Source organism: Alicyclobacillus shizuokensis NBRC 103103 (assembly GCF_001552255.1).
In the GTDB taxonomy this organism is placed as follows: domain Bacteria; phylum Bacillota; class Bacilli; order Alicyclobacillales; family Alicyclobacillaceae; genus Alicyclobacillus_G; species Alicyclobacillus_G shizuokensis.
In genome coordinates this window covers 51,543-69,582 of sequence record NZ_BCQV01000023.1, presented here as the reverse complement: position 1 = coordinate 69,582, position 18,040 = coordinate 51,543, and the positions used below count along the sequence as shown (strand labels likewise).

The 18,040-nt window shown below is 51.3% G+C and carries 21 protein-coding genes and 2 riboswitches; of the genes, 4 read left to right on the top strand and 17 right to left on the bottom strand.

Features of this window, described 5'->3' with window-relative positions; genetic code table 11:
* The 11 genes from ASH01S_RS10245 to ASH01S_RS10205 form a co-directional block, all read right to left on the bottom strand.
* The coding region (locus ASH01S_RS10245; RefSeq protein WP_217996316.1) for a hypothetical protein at nucleotides 1-422 on the bottom strand (422 nt) is incomplete at its 3' end.
* Between the two features lie 326 nt (nucleotides 423-748).
* A riboswitch (Fluoride riboswitch) is annotated at nucleotides 749-810 on the bottom strand.
* 16 nt (nucleotides 811-826) lie between these two features.
* Complete coding sequence (locus ASH01S_RS10240; protein ID WP_067927422.1) at nucleotides 827-1,516, bottom strand: DUF190 domain-containing protein; 690 nt, start codon at nucleotides 1,514-1,516, stop codon at nucleotides 827-829.
* 201 nt (nucleotides 1,517-1,717) lie between these two features.
* A complete protein-coding gene (locus tag ASH01S_RS10235; protein WP_067927419.1) occupies nucleotides 1,718-2,014 on the bottom strand; it encodes a DUF190 domain-containing protein in 297 nt (98 codons plus the stop codon).
* 54 nt (nucleotides 2,015-2,068) lie between these two features.
* A complete protein-coding gene (locus tag ASH01S_RS10230) occupies nucleotides 2,069-2,437 on the bottom strand; it encodes a DUF190 domain-containing protein (protein WP_083517035.1) in 369 nt (122 codons plus the stop codon).
* A complete protein-coding gene (locus ASH01S_RS19670; RefSeq protein WP_373278568.1) occupies nucleotides 2,418-2,753 on the bottom strand; it encodes a fluoride efflux transporter FluC in 336 nt (111 codons plus the stop codon). Before ASH01S_RS19670 ends, ASH01S_RS10230 begins: the two co-directional genes overlap by 20 nt.
* Before the next feature lie 22 nt (nucleotides 2,754-2,775).
* Nucleotides 2,776-3,165: a fluoride efflux transporter CrcB gene (crcB, locus tag ASH01S_RS17945; protein ID WP_281178211.1), complete on the bottom strand. Its 390-nt coding sequence runs from the start codon at nucleotides 3,163-3,165 to the stop codon at nucleotides 2,776-2,778.
* 62 nt (nucleotides 3,166-3,227) lie between these two features.
* Nucleotides 3,228-3,289: riboswitch (Fluoride riboswitch) on the bottom strand.
* 248 nt (nucleotides 3,290-3,537) lie between these two features.
* Nucleotides 3,538-4,524, bottom strand: coding sequence for a LacI family DNA-binding transcriptional regulator (locus ASH01S_RS10225; protein ID WP_083517032.1), 987 nt, complete (start codon nucleotides 4,522-4,524; stop codon nucleotides 3,538-3,540).
* Nucleotides 4,525-4,610: 86 nt separating this feature from the next.
* Nucleotides 4,611-5,066: a VOC family protein gene (locus ASH01S_RS10220; RefSeq protein ID WP_067927405.1), complete on the bottom strand. Its 456-nt coding sequence runs from the start codon at nucleotides 5,064-5,066 to the stop codon at nucleotides 4,611-4,613.
* Nucleotides 5,067-5,105: 39 nt separating this feature from the next.
* Nucleotides 5,106-5,972, bottom strand: coding sequence for a carbohydrate ABC transporter permease (locus tag ASH01S_RS10215; protein WP_067927403.1), 867 nt, complete (start codon nucleotides 5,970-5,972; stop codon nucleotides 5,106-5,108).
* Between the two features lie 14 nt (nucleotides 5,973-5,986).
* The gene (locus tag ASH01S_RS10210; protein ID WP_067927450.1) at nucleotides 5,987-6,874 is read right to left on the bottom strand and encodes a carbohydrate ABC transporter permease; all 888 of its coding nucleotides are present in this window, start codon (nucleotides 6,872-6,874) and stop codon (nucleotides 5,987-5,989) included.
* 144 nt (nucleotides 6,875-7,018) lie between these two features.
* Nucleotides 7,019-8,371, bottom strand: coding sequence for an ABC transporter substrate-binding protein (locus ASH01S_RS10205; protein ID WP_245629024.1), 1,353 nt, complete (start codon nucleotides 8,369-8,371; stop codon nucleotides 7,019-7,021).
* A gap of 157 nt (nucleotides 8,372-8,528) precedes the next feature.
* Between ASH01S_RS10205 and ASH01S_RS10200 the strand changes: the two genes are divergently transcribed.
* Both ASH01S_RS10200 and ASH01S_RS10195 read left to right on the top strand, forming a co-directional pair.
* Nucleotides 8,529-9,227 (top strand): SDR family oxidoreductase, encoded by a 699-nt coding sequence (locus tag ASH01S_RS10200; RefSeq protein ID WP_067927401.1) that lies wholly within the window; start codon nucleotides 8,529-8,531, stop codon nucleotides 9,225-9,227.
* A gap of 31 nt (nucleotides 9,228-9,258) precedes the next feature.
* Nucleotides 9,259-9,912: a ThuA domain-containing protein gene (locus ASH01S_RS10195; RefSeq protein ID WP_067927399.1), complete on the top strand. Its 654-nt coding sequence runs from the start codon at nucleotides 9,259-9,261 to the stop codon at nucleotides 9,910-9,912.
* A gap of 83 nt (nucleotides 9,913-9,995) precedes the next feature.
* Here the strand turns inward: ASH01S_RS10195 and ASH01S_RS10190 are convergent, their stop codons facing one another.
* Nucleotides 9,996-10,328 carry a winged helix-turn-helix transcriptional regulator gene (locus ASH01S_RS10190; protein ID WP_067927398.1) on the bottom strand — a complete coding sequence of 111 codons (333 nt, stop codon included), beginning with the start codon at nucleotides 10,326-10,328 and terminating at the stop codon, nucleotides 9,996-9,998.
* 165 nt (nucleotides 10,329-10,493) lie between these two features.
* On the opposite strand from ASH01S_RS10190, the gene ASH01S_RS10185 reads away from it, so the two are divergent.
* Nucleotides 10,494-11,450 carry an aldo/keto reductase family protein gene (locus ASH01S_RS10185; RefSeq protein WP_067927396.1) on the top strand — a complete coding sequence of 319 codons (957 nt, stop codon included), beginning with the start codon at nucleotides 10,494-10,496 and terminating at the stop codon, nucleotides 11,448-11,450.
* A gap of 88 nt (nucleotides 11,451-11,538) precedes the next feature.
* Here ASH01S_RS10185 and ASH01S_RS10180 read toward each other — a convergent pair whose 3' ends face one another.
* The 3 genes from ASH01S_RS10180 to ASH01S_RS10170 all read right to left on the bottom strand — a co-directional run bounded on the left by ASH01S_RS10180 (nucleotide 11,539) and on the right by ASH01S_RS10170 (nucleotide 14,566).
* Nucleotides 11,539-12,600 carry a 2,3-butanediol dehydrogenase gene (locus tag ASH01S_RS10180; RefSeq protein WP_067927394.1) on the bottom strand — a complete coding sequence of 354 codons (1,062 nt, stop codon included), beginning with the start codon at nucleotides 12,598-12,600 and terminating at the stop codon, nucleotides 11,539-11,541.
* A gap of 37 nt (nucleotides 12,601-12,637) precedes the next feature.
* Complete coding sequence (locus ASH01S_RS10175) at nucleotides 12,638-13,912, bottom strand: MFS transporter (protein WP_169794220.1); 1,275 nt, start codon at nucleotides 13,910-13,912, stop codon at nucleotides 12,638-12,640.
* A gap of 144 nt (nucleotides 13,913-14,056) precedes the next feature.
* Nucleotides 14,057-14,566: a 2,4'-dihydroxyacetophenone dioxygenase family protein gene (locus ASH01S_RS10170; protein WP_067927442.1), complete on the bottom strand. Its 510-nt coding sequence runs from the start codon at nucleotides 14,564-14,566 to the stop codon at nucleotides 14,057-14,059.
* 176 nt (nucleotides 14,567-14,742) lie between these two features.
* Between ASH01S_RS10170 and ASH01S_RS10165 the strand changes: the two genes are divergently transcribed.
* Nucleotides 14,743-16,710 (top strand): XylR N-terminal domain-containing protein, encoded by a 1,968-nt coding sequence (locus ASH01S_RS10165; protein ID WP_067927388.1) that lies wholly within the window; start codon nucleotides 14,743-14,745, stop codon nucleotides 16,708-16,710.
* A gap of 54 nt (nucleotides 16,711-16,764) precedes the next feature.
* Here the strand turns inward: ASH01S_RS10165 and ASH01S_RS10160 are convergent, their stop codons facing one another.
* Both ASH01S_RS10160 and ASH01S_RS10155 read right to left on the bottom strand, forming a co-directional pair.
* A complete protein-coding gene (locus tag ASH01S_RS10160) occupies nucleotides 16,765-17,703 on the bottom strand; it encodes a UxaA family hydrolase (protein WP_067927384.1) in 939 nt (312 codons plus the stop codon).
* Nucleotides 17,700-18,023 carry a UxaA family hydrolase gene (locus ASH01S_RS10155; RefSeq protein ID WP_067927381.1) on the bottom strand — a complete coding sequence of 108 codons (324 nt, stop codon included), beginning with the start codon at nucleotides 18,021-18,023 and terminating at the stop codon, nucleotides 17,700-17,702. Before ASH01S_RS10155 ends, ASH01S_RS10160 begins: the two co-directional genes overlap by 4 nt.
* Nucleotides 18,024-18,040: the final 17 nt, after the last annotated feature.

Here is an 18,040-nt window from a genome sequence, read left to right as displayed (position 1 = left end):
ACGCGGAATGCCAGGAACCCTTGGGACTCCAGTGTCATCGAGGCGAGGCAGTCAGAGAGAGTCTGAACTGCTTCACAGTACATCTCCGCCGCGTCGAGGAACCAGGCCTTCTGCTGAGATGAGTAGTAGAACCGCTCCATCTCCACGAGATGCGCGCGTACAGATTTCATCTTCTCTGCAAATGACTTCACCAACGCCAGCAGAGACGGCTTTTCGAGTTCCTGCATGATTTGCTGACGAAAGTAGACGGTTTCAGGATCCGTCAACGGAGTGTAATAGATGGGCCTTAGACCATACTCCTGCTTCTCAAGAAGGATCGCGTCAATCACTTGGTCAAGATTCAAGTCTGAAAAGAACTCAGGCATCGTTTCCTGAACCGTGCCTCCGTTACTTGCGGGATATAACATGCTGAAGAAATTCACGGTTGTACACACTCCTTGTACGACAATCAAACGGGAGAATTCCCTGGCCGTTCGGACACGATTTCAGCATGGCGGCAACGCCATTCGTTTGTTTGTCTTATTTCACGCACTGGCGCGAACCTTGGGCACTGTGGTCAGCAGGAGAACGATGACCACGAGGACTGTATGGCCCCAAATAGAGGACGGAGTTGTTGAATAGGGGCCAAAATAAAGAAACTTGGAGCCAGATGCTTCGCGACATCTTGTTCGATTTCCATGTGGACCCTCCCGGTCGGATTGGTACGGGAACATAGTAAAAACATAAAGGCTCCTGCAAACAGGCCGAGACCTTTGCAGGAGCCATCATCCCCGATGGGAGTTCATGGTGAGCTCCATCACCAATCTGATTTTGGTATTAGTATATATCAGTGCACATTGACTTTTCCATAATGAATTACTTTAGCAGGTATGATGATAGCCGGCCCAGATGCATGACTGAGAAGCGGTTGCAATATGTCGAGCGTGGGCACTGCGTTTTCACTCGTCAGGATAGTCTCCAGAATCAGTATGCCGTTTTTTGCCGAGAACAGCCTCGGCCTCCGGATAATGCGGTGGCTCCCAAACCCTTCAATCGCATATGAGACAATGACGGACATCACGCGTTCCCGGCGCAGAACTCTTAGCAGCTCTCCCAGCAACGACCGACCATGTGTTGTATCCTCCTCATTCATGTAAACTTTGCAATATGCGCTTCCCGATTCGGTCGTCATCATTTTGATGTCTTTCAGTTCGCACGTGATTGCATCAACAGCCGGAACAGTAAACACCGAACATCTCGACATCAAACTTTGATCGAGCATCCGAGTAGCAGCTTCTACCATTTCGAGAGGAGCAAACATTTGTAACGATATTGGCAAGGGAGTACTTGTATAATCCGAGTGAATATCCCGTATGTGGCCTCGTCGATCCAACCCATACGTCCCTCGGACAACAGTGCATCCAGGAGCGCCCAGCTGCACAAGCCGTTCGAGGATAGCTTCGTACAGCAGCTTACCAAATGGACGAATTCTTTCGCCGTCGTAGATGAGTATCTCAAGATATGCTCCGTTGGACATGGCTGAGTTCACCTCTCTTCCGAGTGACTCATTGGGAGCAGCGTTCATTATGCGAAGACCCGACCATGACGATGCAGTTCGCCCAAAAATTATGTCAAATCAGTTCAGTGATGGGGGACTCGTGTTTGCATGAAGACTGATGCGAAATGCCCTTGATGAGAAATATTCCTTAGTCGCACCTGCACGGTCGGTCCGGTACCGTTACACATGCGGTGATATCAATTGCCCCTCGAGAATAATACTGGGACCCGATGCCATTTCCAGCATAGGACGAATTTCCTCGACCAATGCTTCAATTTGGTCAACAGTGCCAAAGATCTCGACCAAAATCGGCGCATGACTGGACAACTCAAAAATTTTGTTTTTCCGTATCACACGGTCGGTACCGAACTCCTCCACAGCCGTTTGGACATTCACCCAAAGGATTTTCCTTTTACTGCACTCCCGGACCACGGCGTGGTATAAAGGCAAGTTGTTGAAACGGTCGTCTTCTTTCATACTAGATCCTCAGTGTAAGCGCTTGTTCCATGGTTTCCGCTCCTTTCGCGGAAGTCATCCTGGATCCAGCCATTTGGCATCTGAAGCAAAAAGCAGGTAGTTGCTTTTATTCAAATAAGCGCATACTCGATTGATGAACTCGTCGGTCGCGTCTTCGTCTTCAAACACAATGTGCATGGTGATGGGAAGAGATTGAGACAGGTATGCAGCGTCAGCGCTCTGGATGTGAGCATCCCGATCCACGCCTTCCTCGCCTCGGAACACGGTCACTCCAAGCGCACTGCTTTCCCAGAGGAGATGTACGAATTCCCGGTACAAAGGAGGTCCTAACCACCCATCACTTTCTCCCTCATATAATAATATAAATGAATTTCGAAATACTTTGCCACGATCCAACCTCACCTTATATCCATCGCGCCACATAGGCTAGAGCAACCCCACCAATTAGAGAGCTCGCAAGATAAACAAATGCGAGTCCCTTGTGAACGCGAAAAAGCTGGCGAGCTTCAACGGACATTGTTGAGAATGTTGTAAACCCGCCACAAAACCCCGTACCGATGAATGTCCACCAAGCCAAGTGATGTCCTTGAAGCTGTCGAAAGAATACAACTAACAGGACAGACCCAAGCATGTTGATGATCCATGTGGGCCAAGGAAAGTCGTTGTATACAAACCTTGAAATCAATCGTCCAAGTTCATACCTCGTCAAGGAACCAATGCCCGCCCCTAAGCTTGCCAATATCGCCAAGAATGTATGCAACTTATAAATATGCTCCTTCGGCTTTTTCAGACTTTATCTCACGATGTAAGACAGGCCGAACAGAACGTTCACCTGCTGCCACACTCAGTACTCCTCCGCCAATGCTGGCGACACCATAGAGCACTGACAAAATCAGGTGACCGTGGAGTAACTCCGACATCTCAAAACTGAATGTCGAAAAGGTAGTAAAGGCTCCGATCACTCCTGTTCCGATTCCCAAACGAAGCCAAATAGGGAAATGATTCTTATCGGCTATTGCATAAAAAAGCCCGAGTCCAAAGCTCCCGACAAGATTTATTGTGAGTGTGGCGAGTGGAAAGGAGAAAGGTGTCGGAATCAAGGTTCCCAGAAGAAACCGCAACCATCCTCCTATCAAACCGCCAACAACAATCGCTAAAGCTACGATGTCGTTACCTCCTTATGCCGAAAAGGCTCCTACGACAGCATAAAAAGCGTGTCGTAGGAGCCATTATCCCTTCCAGGCCATTGTGGTGAGCCCCATCACCTATATCAATCCATCTCATGAGGAATTATATCATGTGAACCCGTTACATACTAGTCCTTGTAATTTGTGCTGAATGTTTCAGCTGATTGGCACCTTCCCTAGCGGGTGAAACACCTGCGCTGTACAAGAACACCCCACGAATCGTCTTGACCGTGCTCCGAACAGGTCTTATATCGGGGAAGCTCCCCTACACCTCATTACCAAGTGGGTGTAACCCAGAATATAAGAGAAGCGGGGCTACGTCGAACATCACTCTGCTCATCGCTCGCGGTACGGAGCACATGAGTCCCTTCGCACCAGATTGTATGGGACCCTAATCGGATAGGGCAAGGGGTTTTTGGACATCAGGCTAAGCCAGAGTTCGAACGCTTGGCGTCCAATCTCTTCCAGAGGCTGAGATATGGTTGTGAGAGCCGGATCAACATATTCCGCCACTTCGATGCCGTCGAATCCAATAACGCTCACATCTTCAGGTACCCTTACTTGGTTGTCCCTCAGTGCCTTGATCGCGCCAATGGCCGCCACATCTGGAACGCAGAAGACTGCCGAAAACTCAAGCCCATCCCGCAAAGCTTGTTCCATGGCCGCATAACCGCCGGCGTAGGTCCAATCGCTCTCCACCTGCAATTCTGGCCTTATTGGAATTCCGGCTAACTCCAGAGCTATGAGATACCCACGCAGTCGGTCTTTATCCGAAGTGTTCATGTACAGAATGTCTCGGTGCCCTAAGGAAATTAGATGATTGGTCGCTTCGATGGCAGCAGCAATGTTGTCAATGGAAACCGACGGAATGTCCAGGTAGTCAACATACTCACCAGCGAGAACAATCGGACACTCTTTCGATATCCTGTAGAACTCCTCCAGATTGCTCTTGGAGGAGAGAAATATCACTCCATCGATCTTTCTGGAAGTCACCACATCAAGAATTTCACTGGCGCTGCAGTCACTCTCGACGGAATCAAAAAGCAGTACATGATATCCATGAGATCGTGCAGTGAGTTCAATGGTACGAACAATCCGGGCAAAGAATGGATTGGTGATATCATTGAGAATAACCATGACACAACACGTCTGATTCAAACGAAGGTTTCTGCCCATCGAACTCGGGTGATAATCGAGTTCCTGTATGGCCCGGAGAACCCTTTCACGCGTAGATGGCTTCACCCCACGGGAATTGTTCAGAACCCTCGAAACGGTAGCTGTCGAAACCCCAGCCAAGCGAGATACTTCCTGAATCGTCGCCAATCTTCACTCACCTGTCCAATGGTCATGTCAGATATAAATGAAGATATCTACCACAGGGTGTAACCTGTGGTAGAGCACCAACCAGATCATACATCATTTTCCAGAAGCTCAATGATGACCTTTAAAGATTCAGAAGCATCCATGTATGCATAACGTCCTCCCACATATTCACCGCTTTGGATCAAGGGTATCCTGATTTGCTCCAAATCCTGTATTTTCTGATGCATATCCTTCACGATAAAGGCAATGTGGTGTACGCCTTCCCCATGCTCATCGAGAAACTCCTTCCAGGTGCTAGGTCCACCCACTGGTTCGATCAACTCAATGTCGACAGAACCTACATGAAAGAAGGCCAGTTTCGCTCGAGCATCCGTAGCTTCCCCTCTAAGTCGGGTGCGTGCAACATCGTGCCCGTCTGTCAACCGCCATTGTGGTTTGTCAACACCCAAGAAATCGGCAAATGCTTCCGAGGTTTTATCAATGTCCTTCACAATAATACCGATCTGCGTCACAACTTTTGTGCCTAATATACCATTTCCCATAATAGCCTTACACCCCCAGATGAAATCATTTCAGTTTCATCACTCTGGTCGCAGCTGATGACTAAATTTCAGGAGAAGAACTGTGCATCCAAGTACAATGATCAACAAGATCCAAGCCATGGCTGAGGCATACCCAATCTTAAAATATTGAAAGGCATTTTCGTACAAATACAATGAGTAAAACAGTGTCGCATTGTTTGGCCCACCGTTTGTCATAATAAAGGCTTCAGCAAATGACTGGAATGTACCAATCAAACCCGTTATGACGTTGAAGACGATAACTGGCCTTAACATGGGAACGGTGATATGAACCGCCTTCTGCCAGGCATTCGCGCCGTCGAGACTGGCCGCCTCGTAGAGTGCCGGAGATATATCCTGCAATCCGGCTAAATAAATGATGATCATGTTTCCGGCGCCCCACAATGCCATCAAGATGAAGGAAGGTTTCGCCCATGCGGGGCTCGCTAACCACCCCGGTCCAGGTATTCCGAATAGGTGAAGAATCGAATTTATCAATCCCGTATCAGGCTCCAGAATCCAGATCCACAACACGGATAGTACGACAGTCGGCACCAAGGTGGGTAAAAAGAATACCACCCGAAAGAATGATAGACCCTTGATCCTTCGGTTGTTTAAAAGAATAGCGATGGTGACAGTGGATACAGTAATAAACGAGAGACCAATAACCACCATATACAATGTATTTGCAAGAGAGGTTAGGAACACCTTGTCGCTGAACAGGTTTACATAATTCTGAAGCCCCACAAATCTCGGGGTACCAATCATGCTATAATCCGTAAGTGAATAGTATAATGATGCAAACACAGGATAGGCAGTAAATACAACAAACCCTACGATCCACGGGGAAATGAACAGCAGACCTGTCCGTAAGGAACGCTTGTTCATTCTAGGTTTCCCCCTTAATCTTTTATGCCTGTAAAGCTAATACCTTGTATAAATTGGCGTTGCATGAAGAAAAAGAGCAACAAGACGGGAACCGTCATACTCACACCAACCGCAAGCAAGAGAGTCCAACGTGGATCGTTCGCAGACATGATCTGTTGAATGCCCAGAGATAGAGTATAGAGTTTGTTGTTGCTCAGGAATACCAAAGGCCCGATAAAGTCACCCCAATCGTGAATGAAGCTGAAAATGGCCACTGTCGTGACAACGGGTTTCGCAAGCGGCAGGATAATTTGCCAATAGATGCGAAATTCACTGGCTCCGTCGACTTTGGCGGAATCCGATAGATCCTTTGGAATGCCGATAAAAAATTGGCGCAAAAGAAAAATGTAAAACGCATTTCCGAAAAAGCTCGGGACAATGAGTGGCAAAAACGTACCTATCCAACCCAGATTGGTGAACAGAACAAACAGAGGTATCATCGTAACCTGGAACGGGAGCATCATGGTAGCCAGCACCAGGATAAAGACTGCGTTTCGAAATGGCCAGTTAACGCGAGCAAATCCATAGGCAATCAGTGTGTTGGACAGGACAACCCCAACGAGATTACATCCCACTATAATAAGTGTGTTGCGGAGATACAACAGAAACGGGAACTGACGAAAGGCCTCCACAAAATTGCTGAACATCCAATGTTTGGGTATCCATACCACGGGACTAGCAAATAATTCGTGATTGCTCTTCAGTGCCCCGGACAGTAGCCACAAAAACGGAATCACGTATGCCAACGCAATCAATACTAGAACTAGGTAGGTGAGGACTAAAGGTACCCTCTGGGAAAAACGCTGCCAGGCCGGTTGACTTCGATTGGCCCTAGGTACCGGAACAACCGTGTCTACCTGCATCGCCTTCACAATCACACACCACCCTTTCAAATCATCCTGAACACAACAGATCGATAGCTCATGCTGCGTATGCTGGTGTTGCAACCGCATCCAGGTCTTGAGAATAGCCGCCAACCTGGATGCGATATGAACGAGATCCGTATATCAGGACTTTGGCGGCCCTACTTCGCTCTGTAATTTGTCTTGTAGCGCTTTCAATAAAGGCCCCGGATCTGCATGATTGTAAATGACTTTGTCACGGATCGAAGTCAGGCCATTTGACATCTCACTCGCTACGGATGTCAAGGCAGGGGTTCCCGATTTCGGAGACTCCGCCAACTTCATGACCGTCTTATAGATTGGATCGGTGATCTGTCCATTTGAGTTATAGAATTTAATCCCTTTCGTGGAGGACTGATTAACGGCCACAGAGCGCCATGTGTTAATGTCGGAAGCCAAAATGTTGCCCTGGCTGCCCCAAATGGCAAATTTCAATGCTTCCAGAGGATGCTTGGCCCCTTTAGGGATCATGAACACGTTCGTTCCAAAGATGGTCGAGTCTGCACGCCCGCCCGGAGGTGCCGGAAGTGGCGCCACCTTGTAATGAACATTCGGCGCGTAGATTCGAAGAGCATTCGAGAACCAGTTCCCACTGACAGTCATCGCAACTTTCCCGGTAAAGAAAGGATGATCTGGCGTAAACGCACCACCAAAACCAGATGTAAACGATTTCAATTTCTCCGGATTATATTTTTTCGCATAGGACCCCATCCAATTCATCATGTCCACCATCTGAGTAGAATCCAGGTCCATGCGGTTTGTCTTGGGATTGTACAGATTTGCCCCAAATGTCCAGGACCAGACGAACGGGTTGTCACCGTCATCAATCCAAGGTATAAACCCCATACGCTGAATCGTGCCCGAAGAAGAAATTTTGGTCAGCTTTTCGGCATCGGCATCCAGCTCAGCTATCGTGCGCGGGGGCTTGTTAGGATCCAACCCGGCCTGCTTAAACAGATCCACATTGTAATACAACATCTCTACGTTTGTGTCTTCAGGAAACAGGTACGTCTGTCCGTCATATTTCATCAGACTCTGGAACGAAGGAATGAGGTCTGCCTCATTGAAATGCAGTTGTTTCAAGTAACTGTCCAACGGTTCCAGTGCCCCTTTGGCGGCCAGCGCATATCCAGCCTGCGGATCGTTCGTGATGACTAAGTCGGGCGGATTATGGCCGGCTATGGCTGCCAAAAGCTTGCCATTGGATATGCCTCCGTCAGGTGGGACATAAACCGCATTGATCTTGATGTTCTTATTTTCCTTTTGGAATTTTGCGATCCTCCATTTATCCCACTTCTCCGAGTCCCCACCCCAAGGATACCAATACGTGATCTGAACCGTTCCCTGGTGTCCGGAACTGCTCGCCGGTGAAGTTGCCCCCTGGCCACAGCCCACCGCAATCGCACCTAACGTCAAAGCGGCCATTCCCACGGCACTGAGCTTTCTGTTCAGCCTCACTGGTTGTCCCCCTTTGCAAAATAGTCGTGCTACCCAGAGTTGAAGAATTATTGTTTTCGTTGTATATTGTAATCGATTACATTAAGATGTCAATGCCGAACTTCAACTGCCTGAGGATATGAATGTTAAACGATTTCAAGATGAGGAGGTTATCCATGTGATTGTCCTCATAACCGGAGCAGCCAGGGGATTGGGCCGGGCATTAACAGAACGGTGCCTGCAACAGGGAGACACCGTCCTGGCCTGTGTGCGTGCACCATCAGCGGCGAGGAACCTGCAGGATCTTTTGCAGACTCACCCCGATAGGCTTTATATCTACTCGATTGATGTTGGCGATGATGCCAGTGTGGCCAATGCTGCGTCCCTAATCGCAACTCAGGTCCCGAAAATTGATTGTTTGGTCAACAACGCCGGTATTCTTAAGGGAGCCTCCGAGCGCATTCACAATCTGGACATGCGCAATATCCGAGAATCACTTGAGACCAACACGATGGGCCCCATTAGTATGGTAGCTTATTTGTTGCCTCTCATCTTGAGATCCGAAAGACCCATGATTCTCAACATATCATCCGAAGCCGGAAGCATCTCAACGGTCGGAAACCACTCGTACGGATACCACATTTCGAAATGCGCACTCAACATGTTTTCACAGATACTCGCTAACGATCTCAAGGATCATGGTGTTGCCGTCCTTGCAGTACACCCTGGACGAATGCGTACAGATATGGGGCTGCCGGACTTTCCCGATTCCCCTGAGGACGTAGCTCAAGACTTGTATGAGATGATGCAAGCCAGGATGGATACACTTCCCCAGATCCGATTTGTCGATCGATTTGGTACGCCGATGCCATTGTAATACGGATCCTTGAGAATATGGAGGTCCACATATGCCAAAGAATGTATTAGCAGTTATCGGAGACTTCTATCACCCGTCGACTCCTATCAACACAGCCCTAGATCATGCTTTCGGACCGCTGCGAGAAGGCGGATACACTCTTCAAGTGATTGCGGAAACACAACTGCCAGACGGCCTGTTGTCGAGACCGGACTTGATCGTGCTATACAAAGAGAATCGAACGAACCCCTCGGTTGATGAGAACGAAACCTGGTTGACACCGGAAATTGAGGACCAGATTGTTCATTACGTGGAAACGGGCGGTGCTTGGTTAGCATGGCATGCGGGCCTAGCCTCCTATCCAGCCCCCGGCCCATATACGGACATGCTTCGCGGACACTTCAAGTGGCACCCGGAAAAAAACAAAATGGTGCGTTACAGCATGGGCCACCACCCAATCGTGGAAAACATGACCCCGTTTGAGATCATGGATGAACAGTATTTTGTCGCATGCGATGAGGCTAAAACCCAGGTGTATCTGTGGTCAGAATCACCTGATGGCCGGTCCCCAGCGGGCTGGGCCCATCCGTTCGGAACCGGTCGTGTTTGCTGTCTGGCCCCCGCCCACAGACCAGAAGGATTGATGCATCCAGCCATGCGCTCTCTATTATCACAAGCATTGCTCTGGTGCACCAAGCGGATGTAGATTATCGGCAAGGTCCAGTATATGCCAAAGGGGGGATCTAGTATCCCCCCTCTCCTTTGTCTTTGTCAAGGCTTGGTACAAACTCATCCCCACTTGGCACCCCAGCGCTTCATCTCCCTCAGCACACCGTGAAAATCATTTCCCTTCTCGGTCAGGGTATATTCTACCGTTACGGGCACGGTCGGATAAACCTTTCGTTCCAGAATACCATGGGATTCAAGATGGCGCAAGGTATCGGTCAGCGCTTTGGGACTCACGCCGGGCAACGCCCGTTGCAACTCACTGAAACGCTTCGTGCCCGTATACAACTCTTTGAGCACAAGAAACGACCACTTCCCGCCAATGATCGTCAATGCCTTCTCAATGGAACAGGGAATCGAATCAATGTCGCTGGGTCTGGGATTTGTGCTCTGCATCCTGGATCCTCCCGAATCAAAGTTAGTTACTATCAATGACTATAGTATATGTATGCCTGATAACAATATCAATTGAAGGTGATTTCTTCATCTTTGAAACCATAATCGTTATAATTTCGTTGGTTGCATCACCCATCATTCCCCACAGGACAGGAGGACTGCGACATGGAATATCGCCGTCTTGGCAAAAGTGGTGTCAAGGTCTCGGAAATTGCGCTCGGCAGCTGGCTGACATACGGTACCGTGACGGAGCAGGAAAAAGCCATCGCCTGTGTAAAAGAGGCGTATGAGCAAGGAATAAACCACTTCGACTGCGCCAATATGTACGGCGCCACCCCGCATGCGGCAGAAAAGGTGCTGGCGCAGGCGCTCAAACCCTACGCCCGCGACAGCTACGTCCTGACGACCAAGGCCTTTTGGCCGGTAGGTTCCGGCGTCAACGACAGGGGACTGAGCCGCAAGCATATTTTCTCCCAGGTGGAGCAGAGTCTAAAGGCGCTGGAGACCGATTACGTGGATATCTTCTATTGCCACCGGTTCGATCCGGAGACCGATCTGGAGGAAACTCTGCGGGCCCTCGATGATCTGGTCCGGCAGGGGAAGGTGCTCTATATCGGCTTCAGTGAGTGGCCGGTGGAGCGCATCGCGGAAGCCGTCCAGCTGCAGAAGGAGTTGGGCCTGCACAAGTTTGTCGTCAGCCAACCGGAGTACAGCATGTTCAATCGGAAAATTGAACACGCGGTGATTCCGGTCTGTGACAGGGCCGGAATTGGACAGGTCGTTTGGTCCCCGCTCGCCCAAGGCGTGCTGACAGGCAAATACCGCAAAGGCAGTGCATTGCCCAACGACTCCCGCGCCGCTACGGAATCTGTCAACCGTTCCATGCAAAAGTACCTCACTGACGCCTACCTGGACAAAGTGGAACAACTCATCGGCATTGCCAATGAGGTCGGTTGCTCCTTGGCCCAGTTGGCCCTCGCTTGGGTGTTGCGTGTGCCGGGTGTGAGCTCAGCTTTGATTGGGGCCTCACGGCCAGAACAGGTGACAGAGAACGTCAAGGCTTCCGGTCTGAAGCTGAGCGATGATATCCTGACGAAAATTGACGCGGTGTTGGCCGGCTGATTGTTGCCGGCTGCAATCCGTACGGTGCGCCGTCCAGGGTGCACCGTACGCCGCAGTGGGTCACTCGCCGCCCTCCTATATACCTTCTTTACCTCGTCGTTGGGGATACCAAGATTTTCGCGTGCGATTTATCGGCGAGCAAGGTATTGAACCCTTCTTCAACAATATCCTCCAGCGCAATCTTCTTGGTGATCAGCGCTTGGGCATTGATACGGCCGCTCTCCATGAGCGCTAAAACCTCGGGATAGTTTCGGCAATAGGCAACCGACGAAACAATCCTCCGCTCATCCAGAACAAGCGAATTGGGGTCAAAGGCCACGTGCTTTTCCCATAGACTGACGATGACCATCTCCCCGTGAGGTTTTAGACACTCAAGAGCGCCTCGAAATGAAGCTTCCGAACCGGCTGCCTCGAAACTCACGTCTACTCCTTGGCCTGACGTCGCATCACGAATGACCTCGACAGCACTGTGGCTCACAGGATTGACCACCTGCGTAGCCCCGAGTTCGCCAGCCTTCGTTAAACGCTCTTCCGACAGGTCAATGGCAATGATGGGATGAACTCCGGCCGCGCGGGCAACCTGAATGATCAACAGACCAATCGGTCCCACACCAAATACAGCGCATGAACAGCCTAGGCGAAGATCACTTGACTGAACGGCGTGTAGAGCCACGGCTGTCGGTTCGACGATGGCCCCTTCTTCAAAGGAAACGTTCACAGGCAACTTGTAGACCAAATCCGAGCGGACAGTGATGTACTCGGCAAACCCGCCTCCCCCGCCGGTAATTCCAATAAACCCGCGTTGGCAACATAGGTTGTACCGACCCATTTTGCATTGCGGACATCTGCCACACGACAGAATCGGTTCGACAGTTACCCGGTCGCCAACCTGAAGCTCATTCACCCCGTCCCCAACTTCCACCACTGTGCCGGAAAACTCATGTCCCAGGATGACAGGCGCCACCTCACCTGTTAAGGGATGCGGAGCGTGTACGGGAATGGTGATTGGACCCGTCACGAACTCGTGCAAGTCGCTCCCGCAAAGGCCACACCACTCGATTTTGATCTTCACCATCCCGGTATCGACCGCCGGCTCATCTGTATCCATGACACGAACATCGCGCAAGCCAAACCACATCGCCGCTTTCACGTGACTTCCACCTCCCAGCAGAAGAGATTCATCCACGTCAGCTCTGCACCGGCTGCAGATTGGGATCTCGTGTCGTACGCATCAGCTTGGCCGGCGCTGTTTCGGACAACAACAGCCCGACACCTGCCGCAATCAAGGCAAACACCGCCGACATGACGAGCGGAGCCACCAATCCGAAATGGTTCGCCAGCATGCCGCCAGCCGACACAATACCCACGCCTCCAAGCAACTCTCCGGACCCCATCGTCAAGCCCACCCCCGCTCCCACATACTTTCGCGGAATGGTCTCAGCGGGAATGACGGACATGTATAGGGCCATCGGTCCGGGTCGGGCGCAACCAATAAAAACAAGAATCATGAGTAGCCAAATGGGACCGTCCAGGAACAGAATGGATAGCGGTCCTACGATAGAAATGAGCGAAAACAGAATCATCATTGATTTTCTTCCCCAGCGATCCGATAGCATCGGCACCACAAATCCCCATACGGCCGCGCTGACACCGACGATGGACATGATGTAGCTCATAAGGTTCGTCGGCATCCCCTTGACTTCCGTTAAATACAGGGGTGCATACGTAAATAGTAGAGTATACCAAGGGATGAGGCAGACGGAAATAATCAAGCATACAATAATATTTCGGTATCTGAACACATGCCACGGGTTGTCCTTCTCCTCGGTGTCTTCGTCCTTATTCATCGATCCGGACGGATCGTCCAAGGAAGGCTGTGGTTCCCGGAGAAATTTCCATATTAAGATAGCCACCACAATCCCCGGAATGATTCTGAAAAAGAACGTGTTTCGCCATCCTACGGCTGTGGCCAGGGCGACAATGACGATGGGCCCCACCATCCCGCCAAGCACATTCGACGAGAAATTTTGTAAAAACCCTAAATTAAACCCTCTGCGGGATACGGAAGACTCAGCCATGAGAACCGATTGTCCTGTCGGCAAGAACGGACCTTCAAGGAGTCCCATGATCATGCGAAACATCACCAACATGACAAATCCGGTGGCCAACCCTGTGATAAACGAACACAGCGAAAACGAAAGCACACAAATGATGAGCAGCAGTTTTCGTTTCTTGAGGTAGTCCCCAAAAAATCCCCCGAAGTAACCGGCCACAGACCATGTGAGGGAAAAACCTGCGGCAATAAAACCGACCTGTGCGTTAGACAGGTGCAACGACTTGACCATGAACGGCATGAGGTAATTGATGTCTAGCCGCTCAAGAAACAAGAACCCCCATCCAAGCGAAAGGATGGCCAAAACCGTATTTTCATAGGACCACCATCGTCTGGTACGGCTCTGCAAGCTCGCCCACCTCATTTCGGATGTTCATTCCTACAAAAGAGGAACCGGGCAGCCAAGAAACGAGCCTCCCCGGGCGAACATGGTGGTATAAGGGCCTTTTGGGGAGGCGCATTAAGGGGATTGCTCCTGGGGCAAGAAGCTGGGTTACAAAAACAGTCTTTCATTGATTGGAAGGTTATGTGCTTCGCAGTAACTTAAATAGTGATCGATAAACCAAAAGACATCGACCGTTTCAATGATCCTTTCGTTCTCATCCAGAAATTCCAGAGCACCATTGAGTTGAAAGATGGTCTTCATGCCACTTTCGGAGACGAGCGTATGACAACGTCCAGGACTCTCACGCACATAATCCCCAGGATGTGCCACCCAGTCATATTCGAGATAGCGCCAACTTCCTTCCAATGTGTATCCGTTGACCGGACCGCGATGCCGGTGGCGGCCGAGCTTTCCGCCGGCGGCCACCCAGAGAACATTAGTTGCCGAATTGTTGCGAACGTCGAAGGTCAGGTGTCGTATCCAAACATTCTCGACGAACGGAATCCAAGGTGAGGCGTCTTCCGAAGCATTGATGTAACCCTCGGAGAGCGCAAATTGATCGCGCCGTTTGTCCAGCCGCTTCTCCACCCTTACGTAGTTCTCCAACTCCAGTTGCATGTCATTTCCCCCTTTGTACATCTAAATCCTCCACACCCCAAAGTATATTGATGATTCCATATAAATTGTATAATTGAACTTGTCAAAATGAGACCGGTTGTTATTGAGGGTTATTGATCATAGTCATTACATTCAGGATGCTTCTCTTGCCAATATGGATAGAGGGGGTATCTGTTATGCTGGAGAATATCCCCGTGAAAGAACTGATGCTGTTCGATTCCGAATCGCGCCGGATTTATCTCAACGATAAGCGCGTGATCCTCATGGAGGCCGACTCGCTTGGGGCGCTCCGCAGGGACCTGATAGCCGCTTTGGGTATGGATCGAGCCAAGGCATTTTTGCTTCGCCATGGTTGGGATCATGGAACCAACGCAGCGCGAACGTTCAAATCCTTTCTACCGATGGGCAAGGATGCAGACTGGTTGTACGCAGGTCCGCAAATTCATGAAATGACGGGAAACGTGCGCGTTGAGGTATCGGTGCTGCACTTCAATCCGCAGACCAAAGCGTATTACTCCGAGGGATTCTGGCATCACTCATACGAGGCTGAGCAGCACATCAAGCATTTTGGGATTCATCATGAACCTGTGTGTTTCACGCTTGTCAGCTTTGCCGGTGGATACGTCAGTGAACACCTCGGAAGACGCGTGATATTTAAGGAAATCGAGTGTGTTGGCAGAGGAGACCCACGCTGCCACTGGATTGCCAAGCCTGTCGAAGATTGGGGTGACGATATCCAAAAGGAGTTGACGTACTACAGTGAAGACCATCTGGCCATAGATTTGGACAAAGCGTACGTGCGCATGGAACGCCAAAAAGAAATTCTCGGACAGGTTCTAGCCATTTATCAGGAACTTGCTCGGGCATTGCTTCAGCAGGAGCAGATGCAAAGTGTCATGTCCGTTCTTGGACGGCACCTAAGCGTCAGCATCGCCTTTGAGGATACCTCTTTTCGCCTCGTGGAGTCGTACGGCACTTATCGAGAACACAGACTTTCTGATTTTTTTCAAAGCAACGCAAGTCGCCGCGCACAGTTGACGCGTCTTCGGCGCGATCACCAAACCATCCGGCTGGCCGTTCCCCAGGAGGTGGGTTGGGCCCATGAACGGCTTATGGCCCCTATCGTGGTTCTCAACAAAGTCACTGGCTACCTCTCCTTGATCAAGGAGACAGGGGACTTCGACGAGATAGAACGGCTGTGTTTGAAACAAGCGGCCATCGTCTGGGCCATCTCGATGATGAATGAACGTGCTGCTGCTAAGGCTGAGCAACGTGTGAAGGGACAATTGATGGATGAACTCCTTATCCACTCGGGCAACCCGGAAAGTTGGATACACCGGTTAAGAGCATTGGGCTATGCCCCCGACCGTCCGCACCGGATATATCTCATCGACATCCGCAGTCCGGCCGACCAAGCCAAGGGTGGGCCGATAGATTTGTCACGCAATGGACAGCTGCCCTCGGAACAACAGCACCAGATGATTGAAATGGCGCTGCCTGCAGTGGAGAAATACATCCCATCACCGATGATGTCCGTTCATCAGGACCACTTCATTCTGCTGGTGCCTTCTGACCGGCTTGAACAGCTGTCCATGACCGCCCTAACATTCGGCCAAATCCTGGCTCGGGATCTGAGCCAAGAGTGCTCTGGGCGCATGGTATGCGTCGGCATCAGTTCTCCGCAATACCATGTAACCGATTACAAACGTGGCTATCATGAAGCGTGCAAAGCGCTGGCCACGGCCCGCGCACGTACATCGCAGCCCGCCATTGTCTCCTTTGAGGATCTGGGCCTCCTGGCCAGGCTAGCCCAGGATGGAGACACGGAGGAATTGCGATACTTTGCATTTTCCGTGTTGGGCAGGTTGGTGCAACATGATGCCCGCCACCGGGGCGAACTTCTCAAGACACTGTATTGCTTTTTCGAACACAAAGGGAATGTGCTGGCAACGGCGCGAGAGATGAACCTGTCCGCAGGCTCCATCAAGTACCGCCTGCAAAGGATTGAAGAAATCTGTCATGTACGACTCAGCAGAGCTCATGACTTTTACAACACATACCAGGCCCTGCAGGCCCTGCTATTCCTTGGAGAAATAAAATGGCAACACGAAGGCCTGCCCAACCTCCCGGTGCCCCGGTTTTGAGAGACACCGCCCGGATTTGGGCAGACCCGATAACGCCTGCTTGCTACCCTCTCTCTACACCGTCGGCCCAATCCGATACAGCGCAAAGTCGTCCAACCCCAGCTCCTCGGCGGCAGACGGCCTGCCCTCGACAATCTCCTGCATCCGCTCCAGGGCACGGTCCACGTCCTGCATCTGCCCCAGCAGGCCGTCAAAGTCGTCCTGAAACTTTTCGTGCACCGCGTCCTCCATCGCAAACCGGACCAGTGGGACGAGCGGATTGCCGAACGCGTGCGGCTGCCGAGCGAAATGGATGATGAAGTGCACGCCAGCCGCGGCCTGTCCCGTCGCCGTCTCCAACAGGTGCGATCCGCTCTTCATCACGCTGATGGGCGCGGTGGCCAACTCCCCGTGGTCGATGTGAGCAAAAACGTCGTTCGAATCACCCGCTATCGGTCCATCATCGGGTACGACAACCCGCAGGCCACGGTCCAACAAAGACTGCACGAACAGCTGGACAGGTTCAGGCGCCGGTTGCTGCTTGGGACCATCATAGAGCAGACCCACCGTCAGTTGGCTCCACTCAACCTTCGCCGAGGTCACCGAAGCTGTCATGGCCGCCTCCTGCTCTTGCACCCACGTCTCCACCTTGGCCTGGGCCGACAAGGTGCCGCCGCTGCCCTGAATCATCACCAACTCCATCGGGCGGCGCGTCCGCGACTTCGTCGCTTGAAACAAGTCGGTCGTGCGGATACCTTCACAGCCAAGTCCGACAAACAGACTGGCAAACACGTTCGGGCTTATCGCCAGATTCGAAAAGATGCGCTGCGTCTGCACAAGGTCCGCACCGATCTGCGCGCACCCGTGCTGGTGCTCAATGTACTTGCACTGCGGGTTGCGCCGGGCCACGTCAATCGCCACCTGATTGGCGCAGACGACGGCCGGGAGGATGAACAAATGATTGCGGACGGCTATGCTACCATCGTCCCGTTGCATCACCCTGACTCCGCTCATGCTTTTCCCTCCCGCACTCCGTCTGCGAAGCGCTGCAAATCTCCGCGGCCGCGCAAACTCTCCAGGTTGTGCACATGCACATGCTCACCCGCCCGAATCGGCTTGGTCGCCCGGCCAATCACCTGACCATACTTGTGGACCTTCTCCCCCGCCGCGATTTCACGCAGGGAGAACTTGTGCCCAAATGGGATGTCCTGCAGAAGCCGCAACTCCACGCCCAGGTCGACATCCAGAATCGGCTCTCCGGCCGGCAAAGGCGCCAAGGCGGTCGCCACATCGTCCAACCGGTTCTGGACAATCCACCGTTTCCCTGTCCGCATTCCTGCTCACCTCCGAA